Raw genomic sequence first — 16,801 nt, forward strand, 5'->3', positions numbered from 1 at the left:
CGCGAAATGATGCTCACATAGCCACCTATGCTCCGCTCATTTCGCGGGTTTTTCTCTCAACCTGAGCTCAAATCTGGCTGTTCGAGTACACATAAGCCCATGCCCCCTGAACGGTTACCCAGAGTTATTCTCCAGTATAACTGTTCCGCTTCCTGACGGTCGCGGCTCGGTTTTCGTGCGTTCGTATCTACTTCATCGTGCACCGGAAACCGAGCCGCGACCGTCAGGAAGCGGAATTTTTGTTGCGGCACAAAACCTGATTTAGTGCGTAACCCTGGCTTTTATTGCCTGGATTGGACTGTTTCACTCACTCCCCTTGCGGAGAGTGAGTGATGATTCATTTCAATCCAGATTAATTGAATAAGAATAACTGCCAAAGCCATCATAAGTGGTATTAATATAACGAATACCGTTACAGGATGCGCTGACTACAGGGTGATTCATTAAAGGGCCGTCTTTAATATCCAGTACGCACCAATTGTTTGCATCATAAGCCACAGTTACGTGAGCATACCCGGCGCGGCAGTCAAAACCGTCTTTAATCACAAAGCTTCGAGGACCAACCATTTGCAGAATAACGTCTGGTTCACTGTATCCTTGTACTACATAGATACCAGGATGGGAGGCATCACTTAAATGAAAGAAATCTTTATAGCCACAGTATGATTCTTTCGCATGTGCACCACCAAGTACCAGGCTGCCTGCCAATGCTAATAGCAATTTGTTCATTTGAATCCTCTTGTTATTATTAAATCGGAGCTGATTATAAGAAAAGCATGAGCATTTAACAATCATATTGTGGAAATTACGAAAGCAGGCTTCTCCAAATATTGGCATCATGCCGCTTTCGGGAGATCCTTCGCGCCAAAAGACGCGCTCAGGACGACGTAGAGCTGTAGCCTTGATGCAGCGATAGTGTAATCAAGGTTTTCCTATGGTCAGTATTGGCAGATATGTTATTCTGAAATGGCAACCACAACACATGAACATGAAGCTTTAGGGTAAAATACTCCAATTAAAACAGGTACCTGAATTTTATGAATTCACAAAAGCAAAAGATGATTCTGCGCTTTATAGGCTGGTTTTTCCTGATCAACAGTGTCCTTTTCTGGATAGCTGGTTATGGATATTTAAGAAATATTTTATTGTCTCCCTCATTATTTGAAAATTCTCTGGCAGATTACTCAAGCCTTACAGGCAAAATATTAATAGTGGCATTTAGTGTGATTAATTATCTCAGTTACATGATGCTACTGGCCTATATACCCGCGGTATTGATACTCATCCTGGCTTTTATTGTACCCTCCAGACGCTTTATCTTTACGATCAGCATATTGATTGCCTCCTCAAGCCTGATGCTGCTGATTATTAATAATTGCATTTACTCCATGTTTAAATTTCATTTGAATGCGTCGTTAATTCAGCTGATTTTTAACGGGCAATGGTATGATGTGTTTGATTTTTCCACACGCGAAGTCGTATTTATTTTGTCTGTATTCGCATTGATTCTCTGTTTTGAGGCCTGCATTACATTTTTGGTATGGAAGAAAATTATAGTCGTCAGGCGTTTTCAGGTAGGGCGAAGCATCGCGGTATTTTGGCTTGGCGGTTTTCTCTTCAGCTATTTTACTTTATTGCAATCCATTGCCCAGAATAATAACCTTTTCAGCCAGCAAACACCGAATTTACCTTTTTACAATCAATTAATTGTTTATTTAATTCCTGATAAAAATGCAGAAGACATATTATATCGTTACAGTGAAGATCATTTCTCCCAACCGCTTTTTTCCAATGATCCTTTGAATTATCCGCTACATCCTTTGCATTGTACTAAACCGATCAATCCTCCTAATATCATCATGATCATGGTGGATTCTCTTCGTTTCGACAGCGTCCAGCCTCAGTATATGCCGGAGCTGACGAAATTCGCTGCACATAATTGGCAATTTCGGCAGCATGTTAGTGGAGGGAATTCAACCCAACCTGGGTTATTTTCTTTATTTTATTCTATTCCGAGCAGCTATTGGACCGCTGCTTTGGAGCAAAAGGTTGCTCCGGTATTGATGCAATTATTGCTTCAATACGGTTATCTGGCTCAGGTGATATGGTCGAGTGAAATGATCAATCCTCCTTTTGACAAAACGATTTATGCAGGAATAACACGGCTGAACCTGAAGGGGGCGCCCGGAAATGATATTGGCAATCGCGACCGTTATGTCAGCCAGGAAGCTATTAAATTCTTAAGCCAGAAGCAGGAACAGCCCTTTTTTCTCAATCTTTTTTATGATGCACCGCATGGATATTGCCGTGATCAAAGTTTCCCGGCCCTCTATCAGCCGGCAATTAAAGAATGTTCACGTATCGCCATGACGAATGAGGTTAATCCTTTACCTTACTATAACCGTTATTTAAATACAGTGCGCTTTGTCGATGGAGAGATCGCAAAAGTACTTGCCCACATTGAGCAACAGGGATACTTAAACAACAGTATTGTCATTATCACCTCAGATCATGGCCAGGAGTTTAATGACAATAAGCAAAATTACTGGGGACATGCAGGTAATTTCACTCAGGCACAGGTTCATGTTCCTCTGATTATCCATTGGCCTGGAAAAGCAGCAGGCGTTTTTGATTATTTAACCAGCAGTTACGATGTGGTTCCTACGTTACTGCAGGAACTGTTCCATTGTGATAATGCTGTTATTGATTACAGTATTGGCCAGAATCTGTTAAAGAAAGATGACCGCTTACCTTTTATTTTATCAGGTAGTTACAGCAATATGGGGATTATTGAACCAGACCGATTGACTACTTTACGTACCTCGGGAAGCATTGCGATTACCAATACCAAAGCAGAGCCTGATCTAAAGGCTAAGCCTCGTATGGATAGCCTTAAGAAGGCTTTGGAGTTGATGCGCTTGTATTTTAAGTAAGGTGTCCCCTGGGGACTTTCGCCTTCCCCTCCACCACACCCCCTCATCCACGTCGTCCTGAGCGCGTCTTTTTGCGCGAAGGATCTCCTGAAAGCGGCATGGTGCCAGTATTGGGAGATCCTTCGCGCAAAAAGACGCGCTCAGGACGACGTGGATCGGGGGGAGGGGAGTTTCCTGGAAAACTCCCATATTCTTCCAGGTTGAGGCTTATGCGCTGATATGGCCACGAGTCTACTGATTGATTTATGCGGCAGTTGCTGCGGCTGTTGCTTCCAGTGTTTCCTCTTCCTCAGCAGCTTCGGCTGTTGCTGCTGGCGGTGTCGCAAATAAACCAAAGCGTTTGGTCAGTTCCCCAATTTGCGGTTTTGTATCTACCGCACTTTTCAGGTTGTTATGCAGCTTGGTACTGGTTGGAGTATAAAGATACAGAGCTTCTAATAAAGATAAAATACACTGTATCAGGTAGGTAAAACTAAAGCTGTCTTCTTTTTTATAATCCAGCATGATTTTATTAAATCTGACGTTTTCAACCTTTGCTTTTATCTGGCTAAAACGATCGTCAATGCTGAGTTTTTCATTTTCTGCAATATCAATGATTTTATTTATTTTTTTCGTCTTTCGAGCCAAAGTCACTTCATCTTCAAATATGGAGAAGGAGCTTTCAATCGCCAGATTAGACACGCTAAAGTAATTTTTAAATTCGGATAAAGCTACTCTTACGGTATCCAGATGATAGTACTTGGTAAAATTCTCTTCTTCGAATAACTTGATTTTCTTTTTAAGTAAATTTTTAACACTCAAATTAATGTCATCTGCTGTTTTTGCTTCATCAATGATACTGTCTTTGAAGGTCATCAGATATTCTTTTAATTTATTACGATATTCCTTATCCGTGTACTGTAAACCAATATGGCGGTTACAAAATACAGTCATTTGCTTGTCAAACGATTCCGTAGTGTATTCTTTAACAAAAAGAAGAGTATCTTGATTTTGTACTTGAGTTAATTCATTGAGATAGCTCAATTTTTCAGTTGCTGTATTTAATTCCATCTCATAACTTGCTTTGGTGCTTAAATAACGATGACGGCTTGCTGTGACCAAACTTTTGATGTGGCTGAAATGAGGTGCATATTCTTCAAGTTGGGAGTTTAGCAACGCATCAAGAGCTTCGCTTTTAGGGGCGGTCGTTGGGTCAACTGTAATTTTCTTTTGGAGCAGCGCCAGTTTAGGCAGCGCTTTTTTATAGGTTGCAATTAAATCTTTGCGGCTCAATTCAATAATCATTTCCGAGGTAGGAACAAATCCTCCCGATAATTGCTCGTAACTTTTTATTTTTTCAAATAAATCATTGATGTGCCTGTAGTTAGTATCTAACTTGGCCAATTGCTGTTTGACAAGGGCAATTTTTTCATCAGTGACTGTTTTGCGCTTTTCTAAAGGAGCTTTATCACAAATCATTCCAATGTGTGTTTTAGAATCCAGCTTAACTGAATGTAATAAGCCTTTATAATATTCATCAGTTATTTGTTTTAACGGGCCTGATACGGTTCCGGGAATGAGTCCTAATTTATCTTCCCACTGGTCGGCTTCTAATAACATAGGGGTAAAAATTTTGGCTCGGAATTGATCCAGATTATTGATCACCGTGTCATGGGATGTCGTGACAAACTCGTTCAGTCTGCTGCTCATATCCCGGTACAGGAAGTACATATTGGGTGTTTGTAAGAATAATTGGAAATACGAGCCAGAACTTTTAATGATGGCTTCAATATTCACCGTGGTTTTCTTGGCGTTAAGGTGTAATTCGTTAAGTTCTTCTGCTGTAAGGTAGTTATTATTCCTTAAGCTTCTGATGTGCTTTGGCACAATATGGAAGGCATTGAGCACATACCATAAGGCATTATAAGTAACTGTTTCATCGTGAGGGACCTCCAGGGGCGTAACCTGATACGCATCACTGTGTTCCTGAAAGGTTGCAATAAGTGTTTGCGCATTTTCGAAGAGCTCACGGCCTATTAAGCCAAAATGAGGATCTGCTGCGACTTCCTGCGTGATGTTTATTATTTCCTCAATATGCCCATATGCCTGTAACAAATGGTACATGTACAAGGTTTCGGGACTGCGGTTGTCCAATTTTTCCAGTTCAATAAATATGCCTTCCAGATGATACAGGCCATTGAAAATTCGTTTCAGGGCAAGAACCTGCTTGCTTTGGTGGGCTAATTTCTCTGGATCTCCCAATTCTGGAAAAGGGAGCCCTGATGTATTGATTTTTAGCTCAGCCTGCATGCTTTTATTAAACAGGGTAAGAATTTGATTCAAGTTGGTTCGAAACTCATTCATCCCTTTTGAATACTTAGTATGCTGAATTAAGTGGTGTCCTCGTTTGCCTATATCTTTATCGTGTTCTAAGGGTAAGGCATTGCTTTCTTCGGTAAATTTTTCTTGCGCCAGGCGCTCATAGGTTCGACTTTTTTTCCCCCAGCTTAAATCTATTTCAGTAAAATAAATTTGAAAATGCTCGTTCAATTGTTCAAACATATCAATGGTGGGCGAGCTGGTGGACGAGGTTTGATCGGTAAATGAGTGCACCAGATATTTATCAAAAGATAATGCAGACGCTCTCAGTTCTTCCGGTATTCCATTGATGAAATAAGGTTGAAACAAATTATATAAATTACGGCATTGGTCTTTAATTGATTTATCCATTTTATCAAGACGCAGAACGCCATTTTTAGCTCTGGGAATGGTTAAGCTTTGCTTTTTTAAGAGTGCATTAAATTCATCATAAGCATTTTTGGCTACCAGAAACTTTTCCCGTTTATTGCGGTAGTATTGATAGAGATCTAGTGCTTGATCGGCACTTAATTGCTTAGGATTGGTTAAAAGGATATTGCTCTTATCTGTTCGGAAGATAAGACTGGTTTTTGTTGTATCTGTAACGTTTAACGCTGCTTTTTCATCAATGGCAAATACATTGGTTTTTTCGCTATAAGGAAATAAGACCAGGTTAGTTTGCTTGTTCACTGAATCAATCAAATCCATATTTAAATCAATATGAAATTGCTGTGTTGCCCTTTTTTTAGCAATCAGGTTTTGCAATCCATCTCTTTTGGCCAGAATGATACTTACATGGTCAGCAGGGAGAGAGCCTCTCAACCAACGCCATGGGTTGGCTAAATAGGATGTCCAGGTTTCAGGTCCCTGAAGGCTGTCAATCAATCGATCATTTAAATCATAATCCAGCTTTGCCATGTAAGGCCTGAGGATTTTATAATGACTGATCAGTTCGCCTTTCACCTCTTGAGGCAATTGGTGTATTGCCATATCTTTGTACAGGGGATTTTCAAGGATCTCATAAAATTGGGTTAGTGCATCCTGAGCTTTTTTGACTTTAAAAAGGGCTTTATTCGCGTGATCAATGCGTTTGTAAGTTCGCTCCAGTCTTAACGCGACAAAACGGGAGTCTTCTATACTGAGTAATTCTTCGCCCTTTTCCTGGAAATCCACAGGCTTGGAAGCGTAATAAATAAGCAACTCATAAAGTGGCTTAATTTGTTCCATTAAGGGATGAGACAAGGTACCAGGTTTTAACATGGTATTGTCTTCAATTTTATCCACTAAACCAAATAAAGACGGCAGTACAACATATTTCAATTGCGCCAGATTATCCCTGATTACATCCTGGGATGAATCGCTAAAATGCTCAATCTGTTCCAGGGAGCTCATGGACAAAGTAATGATGTTGCTAATAATGTGAATGTAATTGATTACTTTTAGCGGTAAAAAGACACTGTTTGTCTTTAAGGTTTCCAACTCATTCAATAATGTTAGGGCAGACGTTTGCAACTCCTGCAAATGGGTATTATCCAGAGCAGGCTCATTTTCCATAATTTTATAGGAATATGTTCTGATAAAGCCGGTTAATTTATTGATGTAACCGGGTAAGTCGGCACTGAATTGAGTCAGAAATTTGTAATCCAGATCGCCACTATTGGGTTGCATCTGTTCGACAGCAATACCACTGATTTCCCCTATTTTATAGCTTAAGGGATAAGTTCTCAGACTTTCAGCAAACTTTTTGGTGTCTTCAGTGTGATCTTCAACAAAAGTCTGTAGTTGCCCTAATATGGGTGCAAGCAGTTGTAACTCTTCGCTAAACATCTCGCGAACATCGACATCAAGATGCGTTAACAAATAGCAGGCCTGATACGCTTCATGAGTCGTATGATTATAAAGCAGGGAAAGGTTTTCTTTTGTTTTATTGATTTGCTGAAGATTGATGGCTTCTATATTCAGATCGATAGCTTCTATGTCCAGTACCGCTTGACGGCCATGATAAAGCGCATTGATCAGCTTTTTTATTTGTGAAATATTGTCCGGGTCACGATCATAATCCGTAAAAGGAATACCCTCTTTGTTCATTTTACTTAAATAGGGGGCTAATCTTGAATTAAAGTGAGGACTCTTTAACGTATCTATGACTCGGTCATGAATCAATGCTATTAATTTGGAGTACTGACGTTGCTTAATTGATTCTAACAGCTTAATTTTTTCTGCAATCATCAAAAATACTCACTACGTTAAAATTACTTTGACATTATAAATTAAAATTATTAAGCGAATATTAACATAATATCTTTAATAAGCTAAGTGATAATATATTTTTTAAACTGTTTAGCGCTTGATCATTGGCAGTTAATGCCTGATTTAATTCAATTTGAATACCTAAATACTCGTTGGCAGAAAATTGTTTCCGCAGGCATTTGGTGAAACCATCGCTTATTCCCTTGTAGGGGTAGTTCATCCGTATCCTGAGCTGAGGAGACAAAACGGCCATTTCTGTTTTCCATTGCTTGGCTACAGCCTTTTCTTCTAAACGTCTGGGGTCATAAAGAAGCCCTATATCCGTCTTGCGAATGATTTCATTCATTACTGGGGTAAAGCTATGAATTGAGATGTGCCATACTTTCAAACCTTCGGAGTTACTCCTTTTTATAAAATCAATGACCTGGTTTCGATAAGGTGTGTAGTACAGGTCTATAAGATCGCTTTTTGCCTCTGGAGGCAGGGCTCTGGTAATTTCTGAAAAAAATGTTGGATGATTGATACTGCGATTACAGTCGACAAGCAGACGCGTCATTGTTGATTGCACTAAATAGCTGGGCACAGTTTCCTTTAGATATTGGGCAATTTCCAAGGCTCCAATGTCTATCCCTCTATGAGTGTTTAACAGTTCGTTAAAGGGGGTAAAATGATTGATGTATTGTTCGGGAACTGTATTCACTGCATGTTCACAACTGATTAGCAAGGCTATGTTCTTGTTCATCGTCCTGTAAAATAATATGTTATTTCTGATAGTTACCTTATAAAAAGCATAGCACAGATGACAGATTATACTATTTTGCCATCAGAGAACTGGCCATGCTCTAAGTTTATGCAATAACTTTAACCGATAATTCAAGGATGAAATCAGCCACCTCTTCAGGATTATTTAAATAATTAATATAGGCTTTGATGTTGACTGGTTTGTTGATCCGCTCACCAGAGGTTTTTGATTCATTAATCATGGTTTTTACTGACATACCTTCGTTACAGACGAAATAGACATCAGATTCTGGTCTGCGCAAGAATTGCGCCTGAAAGGATTTGAATGCGAGCGATACTTTGCATTTTGCCTGATCAGCGTGATAAAACCCATGCAGTCCTCCAGCCAAATCAGCCCCAACAGCCAAAGCGCCAAAGTACATTGAATTTAAGTGATTTCGGCTGCGTCTTCCCAGGGGCAGCATGACGACTATCTCTTCGTCACTGAGTTTAATCAGGCGTGGCCTTAAGTAACCAATCATTGCTACTTTGAAATGACCGAAATACCATAGGAAGAATTTAAAACGGGTAAAAAGACTCATGCACTTTCCTTAATCTCTAAATGGGTGATAATTTTCTTTACTCCCTTGATGGCATTGACGCGTTTTATGATGCTGGCAAGTGCTTGAGCACTGCTTACACTGCCCGAAAGAGTGACGACGCCATTGGTTGTTGTTGCATTGATCCCAACGAGAGGAATGGATTCATCATCCAAAACTTTTGCTTTAAGAACAGCCGTTTCAACCTGGGCAGTAATAAATGCATCGGTCAATGCAGTGTTGACCTTTTTAATATGTAACTCGTTGGCGCTGACGGCTGTTACACCTTTAGTATGTTTAGCAATACGCAAAGCGTCAACATAAGCCTCTCTATCACCGACATAGCCACTTAGTGTCACGATTCCCTGTTCTGTTGTGACCGAAACTTTGAGTGGATTCAGGTTTTTGCTTTCTGTAAATTGAGCGGTAATTTTTGCAGTAATTACTGAATCACTGATTTCCCTGCTAATTTGTTTCAGGTTATTAGCGTGCAGTGGGTTTATTAATAAAGCCAGTGTCAGCGCAAGCGTATGATAAAAAAATTTTCGCATAAGATTCTCCTTATATATGCTCTATTCAACCAGAATTTATTACTGGAGTATATACTCCATGGCGCAGGATTTATGGGGATTTTCGTATGTCCATGCTTTGGATAATATAAGGACTGCCTGTGGATGGATCACGAGCCAGAATCAGCACGGAAAAAAAGAGCTCAATGCCAAGTTCCGGTATGGTTATGTTTTGATTGATGCGCCAATAATTTATGCCGGACACTGTCCCCGATTTGATAATCTGGGCATCACCTGCAGGCACAGGATGCAGCGTCAGTTGTTTGGCACGAATCACATTCATATATCCGCCGAGGAAGTTCACTATGCCATTCCAGGCATCGAAGGTATAATTCGCACGTATCTGGGCAAAATCATCGGCTTGCTCTGTGTAATTGACAGACAGAGTGTCGAGCAGCGTTTGTTGCGTCCATTGGTTGACCGTTACCTGTTCATCTGCATGGGCAAAAGATGGGAAAAAGAACAGCGCAGAGATAAAAAAGCAGATGGGCAAAAAAGGCTTCATATTTATAATCCCTTTCTCATTCAAAATGGACAATTTGTTTTATTATTATAGCAGAGATATACTTCTCCTCTTTTACCCCTTGAAATCGAATTTTATGCAAACGATCAGTATCCGTGGCGCAAGAACCCATAACCTTAAAAATCTGGATTTAGAACTTCCCCGCGACAAATTAATCGTCATTACCGGATTGTCAGGCTCCGGGAAATCGTCTTTAGCCTTTGATACCCTTTACGCGGAAGGGCAGCGCCGTTATGTTGAGTCCCTATCGGCCTATGCGCGCCAGTTTCTCTCTATGATGGAAAAACCGGATGTTGATTCTATTGAAGGGTTATCGCCGGCCATTTCCATTGAACAAAAGGCTACCTCTCATAATCCCCGTTCGACAGTGGGCACCATTACTGAAATTTATGATTATTTGCGTCTTTTGTATGCACGGGTTGGTGAACCTCGTTGCCCCACGCACAAAATCAGTTTGCATGCCCAGACCATTAGCCAGATGGTTGATCAGGTTCTTACCTTACCAGTGGACAGTAAGGTCATGATTTTGGCGCCCGTAGTGCGTGAGCGTAAAGGCGAACACGTCCAATTATTGCAGCAATTACAGGCTCAGGGTTATGTTCGTGCCCGAATTGATGGTGAATTGTGTGAACTGGATTCCCCTCCCAAACTGGGCTTGCGCACCAAACATACTATAGAAGTAGTGGTGGATCGTTTTAAAGTCAGGCCGGATATTGCTCAGCGTTTAAGTGAATCTTTTGAAAATGCGTTGAATTTGGCTGAAGGCGTTGCTTTGCTTGCTTCTATGGATAAAGAGTTTGATGACATTTTATTTTCTTCAAAATTTGCCTGCCCTGAATGCGGTTATAGTTTAAGTGAATTAGAGCCCAGACTCTTTTCGTTTAATAATCCTATGGGAGCGTGCTCGTCCTGTGATGGTTTGGGGGTGGATCAGTTTTTTGATCCTGAGCGTGTGGTGCATGATGCTACTGCCAGTCTGGCAGAAGGGGCCATCAGAGGCTGGGATAAGAAAACTTCTTATTATTTCAGTATGTTGGAATCTCTTGCCCATCATTATGGTTTTGATACCAAAACCGCCTTTTGCGATTTGTCTGAAGCCATGCAGCATGTGGTTTTATATGGCAGTGGTGGCGAACAAATTGAATTTAATTATCATAGGCCCAACGGCGGGTATATGATGAAAAGGCACAGTTTTGAAGGGATCATCCCTAATATGCAGCGACGCTATCGTGAGTCTGATTCGGGGATGATTCGTGAGGAATTAGCTAAATACTTGTCTTCCCGCCCTTGTCAGTCTTGCCAGGGGGCACGATTGCGTGAAGAGGCGCGCAATGTGTTTGTTGATAATAAAAACTTACCAGAGGTTTCTGCATATTCTATAGAAAAAGCCTATGAATTTTTTAAGGATTTGCAATTACCTGGCTATAGGGGTGAAATTGCGGCCAAAATCAACAAAGAAATTGTTGAGCGCTTGGGATTCCTGGTTAACGTGGGATTGGACTATCTTTCTTTAACGCGCAGCGCAGAAACCTTGTCGGGTGGTGAGGCTCAGCGCATTCGTCTGGCCAGTCAGATTGGTTCCGGACTGGTTGGCGTCATGTATATTCTGGATGAGCCCTCAATTGGTTTGCATCAGAGAGATAACGATCGCCTATTGAAGACCCTGATGCATTTACGCAACCAGGGAAACACTGTTATCGTTGTTGAGCATGATGAAGATGCGATCCGTAATGCAGATTTTGTGATTGATATTGGTCCTGGCGCAGGAGTGCATGGTGGGGCAATTGTAGCGAAGGGAACACCAGAGCAAGTAATGAAAACCCCGTCATCCTTGACAGGCCAGTACTTGTCAGGGAAACAATCTATAGCCATACCTGAATCAAGATTAGCAGTGAATCCTGAGCGCATGATTCATATGAAAGGGGTGAGCTGTAATAATCTTCATGATGTGGATGTGAGCATTCCATTGGGATTGCTTACCTGCATTACAGGGGTTTCTGGCTCAGGTAAATCGAGCCTTATCAATGACACCTTATATCCAGTCGCTGCAAATACCTTGAACAGGGCGAGTTTACTGACTACAGGCTCTATAAAGGAACTTTCCGGTTTAAATCTTTGCGATAAGGTGATTGATATTGATCAAAGTCCGATTGGGCGTACCCCCCGTTCTAATCCTGCAACCTATACCGGTATTTTTACTCACATCAGGGATTTATTTTCCGGCACTCCAGAGTCTCGAGCACGTGGTTATCAGCCAGGACGCTTTAGCTTTAACGTTCGGGGTGGTCGTTGTGAGGCCTGCCAGGGTGATGGTTTAATCAAAGTTGAAATGCATTTTCTCCCTGATATTTATGTTTCCTGCGATGTATGCCAGGGGAAACGGTACAATCGGGAAACATTAGAGATTCAGTACAAGGGTAAAAACATTCACGAAATACTGGATATGACTGTTGAAGACGCTAATGCTTTTTTTGCTGCAATTCCTGCCCTTGCCCGAAAATGCCAGACCTTAATGGATGTAGGCTTGTCTTATATTCGTTTGGGACAAAGTGCAACCACCCTTTCTGGTGGTGAGGCGCAAAGGATTAAATTGGCCCGTGAATTATCTAAAAGAGATACTGGAAATACGTTGTACATACTTGATGAACCGACTACCGGGCTTCACTTCCATGATACAAAGCAATTGTTAACGGTTTTAACCCGCTTACGTGAGCAGGGTAATACTATCGTTATTATTGAGCATAATCTGGATGTAATTAAAACGGCTGACTGGATTATCGATCTGGGGCCTGAGGGGGGAAGTAAGGGGGGGCGTATTATTGCAACCGGAACTCCTGAAGCTGTTGCCCAATGTGCTGGATCTTATACCGGACAATTTTTGAAGCCGATTTTGGCTAAGTAATCTCCAGCGATTGATTTTTTAAAAACTGTAGCCTTGATGCAGCGATAGCGTAATCAAGGTTTTCCTATGAGCATGAAAACCTTGATTACGCTATCGCTGCATCAAGGCTACACTGTTTTAAATCAACTCCTTATGTCCCTGTCATTTTTACCATTTTAGGCTATAACTTATGTAAGAACTCTTGCATAGGATAAAAAAATGAGCACTTTTTTTATAGCTGTTTTAGTTATTGTGGTACTCATCATTGTATGGGCTATCAGTATTTATAACACCTTGATCGGGCTGATTGAGGCAATAAATAACAATAAAAAACAAATAGATATCCAATTAGATCGCCGGTTTAAGGTATTTGAATCATTGATTGAATCCGTGAAAAAATACATGGACTATGAAAAAACCACCTTGAAAGATGTCGTTGCCCTGCGTAATCAGGCTCAGGCTGCGAAAGCTGCCGGTAATGAGCAGGCGCGTATGGAAGCAGAAAATGGCATATCAAAAATCGCATCCGGTCTGAATCTGGTATTTGAACAATATCCTGATTTAAAGGCGAGTCAGAATGTGTTGCAATTACAAGAAGAAATAGTCAACACCGAAAATAAATTAGCCTATGCAAAACAGGCCTATAATGATGCCATCGAGCGATATAATGCCAAGAAAAAATCCTTTTTTGAAGCAATGGTTGTTTCAATGTTTCCCGCTGCTTTGGATAAAGAATTTGTTTATTGGGGGCTTCCTGAAGAACAGATTCAGGCTAAAGAAGATTATACAGTCAAACTCTGAGAATAGACTATGGCTATTGCGGACTACCACGCTTCAGCAGGGGATTGGCGTGCACAACTAAAACAAAATGAGCGTAAAACCCGCCGGGTTATTGCGCTCTTTTTTTTGGTTTATTTAGTTGTTGGGATGGTTGCAGATACTTTTGCCTTGCAATCTTTTTATCCTGGTATTTCGCTGGAACAAAGTTTCCATGCCTTAATTACTTTGAAAGTAGTTCCCTATGCAACCTTGTTGATGATTGCTTTTGCGGCAATTTCTTTACTGATTACTTATTCTATGTATGACCGTATTATGTTGCTGGGCACGGAATACCATGAAATCACCCCGGAATCGGCGCAAACACTGCAAGAGAAACAATTATATAATGTGGTCGAAGAGATGAAGGTAGCTTCGGGGTTAAAATACATGCCCAAGGTTTTTATCATCGATGCGGATTATATGAATGCTTTTGCCAGCGGTTACAGTGAAAAATCGGCTATGGTTGCTATTACCAGAGGATTAATGGAAAAACTGGACAGGGCAGAGCTTCAGGCTGTCATGGCACATGAATTAAGCCATATCAGACACCATGATATTAAATTAACGCTGATGGTCGCAGTGCTCAGTAACATCCTCTTAATCGTGATAGATGTTCTTTTTTATTCCATGGTGTTTAAACGAGACAGGAAAGGGGACAATCGTTTGTTTCTGGTGATTATGATTCTGCGTTATGTTTTACCTCTTATTACGGTTTTATTGACTTTATTTTTAAGTCGTACGCGAGAATACATGGCTGATGCGGGCTGTGTGGAACTGATGCGCGATAATGAACCTATGGCACGTGCCTTACTTAAAATCAGTGAAGATCACCAACAACATGCAGAAGAGTATGCTCAAGCTTATGGCAATACACCCCATGAACAGGTACGCCAGGCTTCTTATCTTTTCGACCCATCCGCAGTGGATCCGGTAAAGTCTTTAACCAGTGCGTTTTCCACCCATCCATCAGTAGACCAGCGCTTGCAGGCTTTGGGTTTTAAGAGGAAGCCTGAATAAGGATACGTAATAATACCCCGATTCACGCGCTCAGGACGACGTAGATCGGGAAATGGCAAAGACCAGCATTCTACTCACGTAATCCCACCCCTTTATTTAACAAGATAAGATTAATTACCGTGAGACTAATCAACATGCCAAAAATGATCCCCATTGCCAATGTCATGCTGACCTCTTCCTGACCTATCATGGCATGCCGTAAGGCATTGACCATATATAAAATAGGATTCAAATAGGATATTTTTTGCCAGAATGGGGGGAGCATACTGATACTGTAAAACACTCCACCTAAATAAGTGAGAGGGGTGAGAACAAATGTGGGCACCAACATAATGTCATCAAAATTACGGGCAATCATCGCATTAGTAAAGCCTGCCAGTGAGAAGATAGCCGCCACTAATAAAACCACTAAAAGAGTCATAGGCAAATGATTGAGCTCAACGGCCGGCAGAAAAAAGCTGGCAATGACAAAAACCAGAATAGCAACAATTAAGCCTCTCAATACCCCACCTAAAATATAACCCAACAACAGTACACCATTATTCATGGGGCTCACTAACATTTCTTCGATGCTTTTTTGAAAGCGCACACTAAACAGAGAAGTGGACACATTACCATAAGCATTAACGATAACGGACATCATGATTAAGCCTGGAGCAATAAAGGTGGTATAACTGACTCCTTCTATGGCCCCTATACGTGCTCCAATCAAGCTGCCAAAGATCAGAAAATAGAGCATGGTAGTAATAACTGGAGGCAAGAACACCTGGCTGGCGATACGAAACATACGAACCAGTTCGCGGCGTACCAGGGTATAAAGCCCAATGAATTGTTGTTTAATGGCCATTTTTAATAAGATCCAGAAAAAGTTCTTCCAAGCGATTCGTTTTATTACGCATGCTGTGAATTTTTATGCCGCGTTTTGTTAATACTGCGAATACTTCGTTCAAAGTCAGCTCGTTTTCAACCCTTAATTCAAAGGAGTTGGCATCTATCAGTGTTGCAGCAAAAGGTGACAAGTCAGGCAAAGTATCTATAGGCTCTTCTGTATTCAGGATAAAAGTCTGATGATGCAAGGTTTGCAACAGAGCCTTCATCGACGTGTTTTTAATGATTTCCCCTTTATCGATGATGGCTATATTTTTACACAATTGTTCTGCTTCTTCCAAATAGTGGGTGGTCAGAATAATAGTTGTTCCTTCTGCATTAGTTCGGGTCAGAAAGTCCCACATGCTGCGTCTGATTTCTATATCAACACCCGCCGTTGGTTCATCCAGTATGAGTACCTTGGGTTGATGAATCAACGCTCGGGCTATCATCAGCCGGCGCTTCATCCCACCAGACAAGTGGCGGACTATAGACCGTCTTTTTTCCCACAGCCCTAACTGTTCTAATAAAGCTTCAGCTCTGGGAAGCGCTTCCTGGCGGGTGATCCCGTAGTAACCCGCCTGGCTTAATAAAATCTGAATGCAATTCTCAAAAATATTGAGGTTTACTTCCTGAGGAACAAGGCCTAGGCATGATTTTGCCTTTTCAGGCTCTTGTTCCAAATCAAAACCATGAATTTTAATGCTGCCGGAAGACTTGCTTACCAGGGTAGTAATTAAACCTATAGTGGTGGATTTTCCTGCACCATTAGCACCTAAGAGGGCAAAAAAATCACCGGTATTGACCGTTAAGTCAATTCCTTTTAATGCCTGAACCCCATTAGCATAGGTTTTGGAAAGTTGTTTAATTTCTAGCGCGTACATAAAATTTCTAGAGAAGAAAAAAATGATTATACATGATAACAGGACTTACAAAAAACTCCCATGGTCATTAAGTCATGGAAACCGGGCAGCGAATGGAGCCACGTCGTCCTGAGCGCGTCTTTTTGCGCGAGGGATCTCCAAATACTGCACCATGCCGCTTTCAGGAGATCAACTATGTTTCAGAACATATTTTCAATGATTTAAATTTGCCTAATTTGACACATTTAACTTCGTTCCTGCATCTCTCACTCTGGCATTAGCAATAACAATGATTTTCCGCATTAAAGCAGTTAATGCCACCATTTTTTTCTTTCCAGCGGAAATAAGCTGATTAAAAAATGTTTTCAATGACGAGTTAGAGCGTCTGGCCGCCATAGCTGCCATAAATAACATAGATTTAAC

12 protein-coding genes and 1 pseudogene are annotated in these 16,801 nt (G+C 41.1%); 4 read left to right on the forward strand and 9 right to left on the reverse strand.

What is annotated here, in order from left to right; all coding sequences use genetic code 11:
- Positions 1–342: 342 nt before the first annotated feature.
- Positions 343–729, reverse strand: coding sequence for a hypothetical protein (locus tag B094_RS0107320; protein ID WP_018577159.1), 387 nt, complete (start codon positions 727–729; stop codon positions 343–345).
- Positions 730–1,037: 308 nt separating this feature from the next.
- Between B094_RS0107320 and B094_RS0107325 the strand changes: the two genes are divergently transcribed.
- A complete protein-coding gene (locus tag B094_RS0107325; RefSeq protein ID WP_018577160.1) occupies positions 1,038–2,933 on the forward strand; it encodes a DUF3413 domain-containing protein in 1,896 nt (631 codons plus the stop codon).
- 243 nt (positions 2,934–3,176) lie between these two features.
- On the opposite strand, the gene B094_RS0107330 is transcribed toward B094_RS0107325, so the two are convergent.
- The 5 genes from B094_RS0107330 to B094_RS17290 all read right to left on the reverse strand — a co-directional run bounded on the left by B094_RS0107330 (position 3,177) and on the right by B094_RS17290 (position 9,913).
- Positions 3,177–7,499 (reverse strand): hypothetical protein, encoded by a 4,323-nt coding sequence (locus B094_RS0107330; RefSeq protein WP_018577161.1) that lies wholly within the window; start codon positions 7,497–7,499, stop codon positions 3,177–3,179.
- A gap of 61 nt (positions 7,500–7,560) precedes the next feature.
- On the reverse strand, positions 7,561–8,262 hold the full coding sequence (locus tag B094_RS0107335; RefSeq protein ID WP_018577162.1) for an N-formylglutamate amidohydrolase: 702 nt from the start codon (positions 8,260–8,262) through the stop codon (positions 7,561–7,563).
- 106 nt (positions 8,263–8,368) lie between these two features.
- Entirely contained in the window at positions 8,369–8,842 is a 474-nt protein-coding gene (locus B094_RS0107340) for a hotdog family protein (RefSeq protein WP_018577163.1), read from the reverse strand.
- Positions 8,839–9,390, reverse strand: coding sequence for a BON domain-containing protein (locus B094_RS0107345; RefSeq protein ID WP_018577164.1), 552 nt, complete (start codon positions 9,388–9,390; stop codon positions 8,839–8,841). Before B094_RS0107345 ends, B094_RS0107340 begins: the two co-directional genes overlap by 4 nt.
- A gap of 70 nt (positions 9,391–9,460) precedes the next feature.
- Positions 9,461–9,913, reverse strand: coding sequence for a DotI/IcmL/TraM family protein (locus tag B094_RS17290; RefSeq protein ID WP_155823704.1), 453 nt, complete (start codon positions 9,911–9,913; stop codon positions 9,461–9,463).
- A gap of 94 nt (positions 9,914–10,007) precedes the next feature.
- On the opposite strand from B094_RS17290, the gene uvrA reads away from it, so the two are divergent.
- From uvrA to htpX, 3 genes are all read left to right on the forward strand, one after another.
- Entirely contained in the window at positions 10,008–12,833 is a 2,826-nt protein-coding gene (gene uvrA / locus B094_RS0107355) for an excinuclease ABC subunit UvrA (protein WP_026253928.1), read from the forward strand.
- Between the two features lie 198 nt (positions 12,834–13,031).
- Positions 13,032–13,613 carry a LemA family protein gene (locus B094_RS0107360; protein WP_018577167.1) on the forward strand — a complete coding sequence of 194 codons (582 nt, stop codon included), beginning with the start codon at positions 13,032–13,034 and terminating at the stop codon, positions 13,611–13,613.
- 9 nt (positions 13,614–13,622) lie between these two features.
- Entirely contained in the window at positions 13,623–14,648 is a 1,026-nt protein-coding gene (gene htpX, locus B094_RS0107365) for a zinc metalloprotease HtpX (RefSeq protein WP_018577168.1), read from the forward strand.
- 70 nt (positions 14,649–14,718) lie between these two features.
- Here htpX and B094_RS0107370 read toward each other — a convergent pair whose 3' ends face one another.
- The 3 genes and pseudogenes from B094_RS0107370 to B094_RS0107380 all read right to left on the reverse strand — a co-directional run.
- Positions 14,719–15,495 (reverse strand): ABC transporter permease, encoded by a 777-nt coding sequence (locus B094_RS0107370; protein WP_018577169.1) that lies wholly within the window; start codon positions 15,493–15,495, stop codon positions 14,719–14,721.
- Entirely contained in the window at positions 15,485–16,399 is a 915-nt protein-coding gene (locus tag B094_RS0107375) for an ABC transporter ATP-binding protein (RefSeq protein WP_018577170.1), read from the reverse strand. Before B094_RS0107375 ends, B094_RS0107370 begins: the two co-directional genes overlap by 11 nt.
- Before the next feature lie 210 nt (positions 16,400–16,609).
- Positions 16,610–16,801, reverse strand: a pseudogene (locus B094_RS0107380) (hypothetical protein); the annotation flags it as partial.

Origin of the sequence: Legionella shakespearei DSM 23087, from assembly GCF_000373765.1 — a bacterium.
In the GTDB taxonomy this organism is placed as follows: domain Bacteria; phylum Pseudomonadota; class Gammaproteobacteria; order Legionellales; family Legionellaceae; genus Legionella; species Legionella shakespearei.

Excerpts from the sequence above, each read along its gene's own strand:
- B094_RS0107330 (WP_018577161.1), bottom strand. The coding sequence starts at position 7,499 with ATGATTGCAGAAAAAATTAAGCTGTTAGAATCAATTAAGCAACGTCAG.
- B094_RS0107340 (WP_018577163.1), bottom strand. The coding sequence starts at position 8,842 with ATGAGTCTTTTTACCCGTTTTAAATTCTTCCTATGGTATTTCGGTCAT.
- B094_RS0107370 (WP_018577169.1), bottom strand. The coding sequence starts at position 15,495 with ATGGCCATTAAACAACAATTCATTGGGCTTTATACCCTGGTACGCCGC.
- uvrA (WP_026253928.1), top strand. The coding sequence starts at position 10,008 with ATGCAAACGATCAGTATCCGTGGCGCAAGAACCCATAACCTTAAAAAT.
- B094_RS0107360 (WP_018577167.1), top strand. The coding sequence starts at position 13,032 with ATGAGCACTTTTTTTATAGCTGTTTTAGTTATTGTGGTACTCATCATT.
- B094_RS0107325 (WP_018577160.1), top strand. The coding sequence starts at position 1,038 with ATGAATTCACAAAAGCAAAAGATGATTCTGCGCTTTATAGGCTGGTTT.
- B094_RS0107375 (WP_018577170.1), bottom strand. The coding sequence starts at position 16,399 with ATGTACGCGCTAGAAATTAAACAACTTTCCAAAACCTATGCTAATGGG.
- B094_RS0107345 (WP_018577164.1), bottom strand. The coding sequence starts at position 9,390 with ATGCGAAAATTTTTTTATCATACGCTTGCGCTGACACTGGCTTTATTA.
- B094_RS0107335 (WP_018577162.1), bottom strand. The coding sequence starts at position 8,262 with ATGAACAAGAACATAGCCTTGCTAATCAGTTGTGAACATGCAGTGAAT.
- B094_RS17290 (WP_155823704.1), bottom strand. The coding sequence starts at position 9,913 with ATGAAGCCTTTTTTGCCCATCTGCTTTTTTATCTCTGCGCTGTTCTTT.
- B094_RS0107320 (WP_018577159.1), bottom strand. The coding sequence starts at position 729 with ATGAACAAATTGCTATTAGCATTGGCAGGCAGCCTGGTACTTGGTGGT.
- htpX (WP_018577168.1), top strand. The coding sequence starts at position 13,623 with ATGGCTATTGCGGACTACCACGCTTCAGCAGGGGATTGGCGTGCACAA.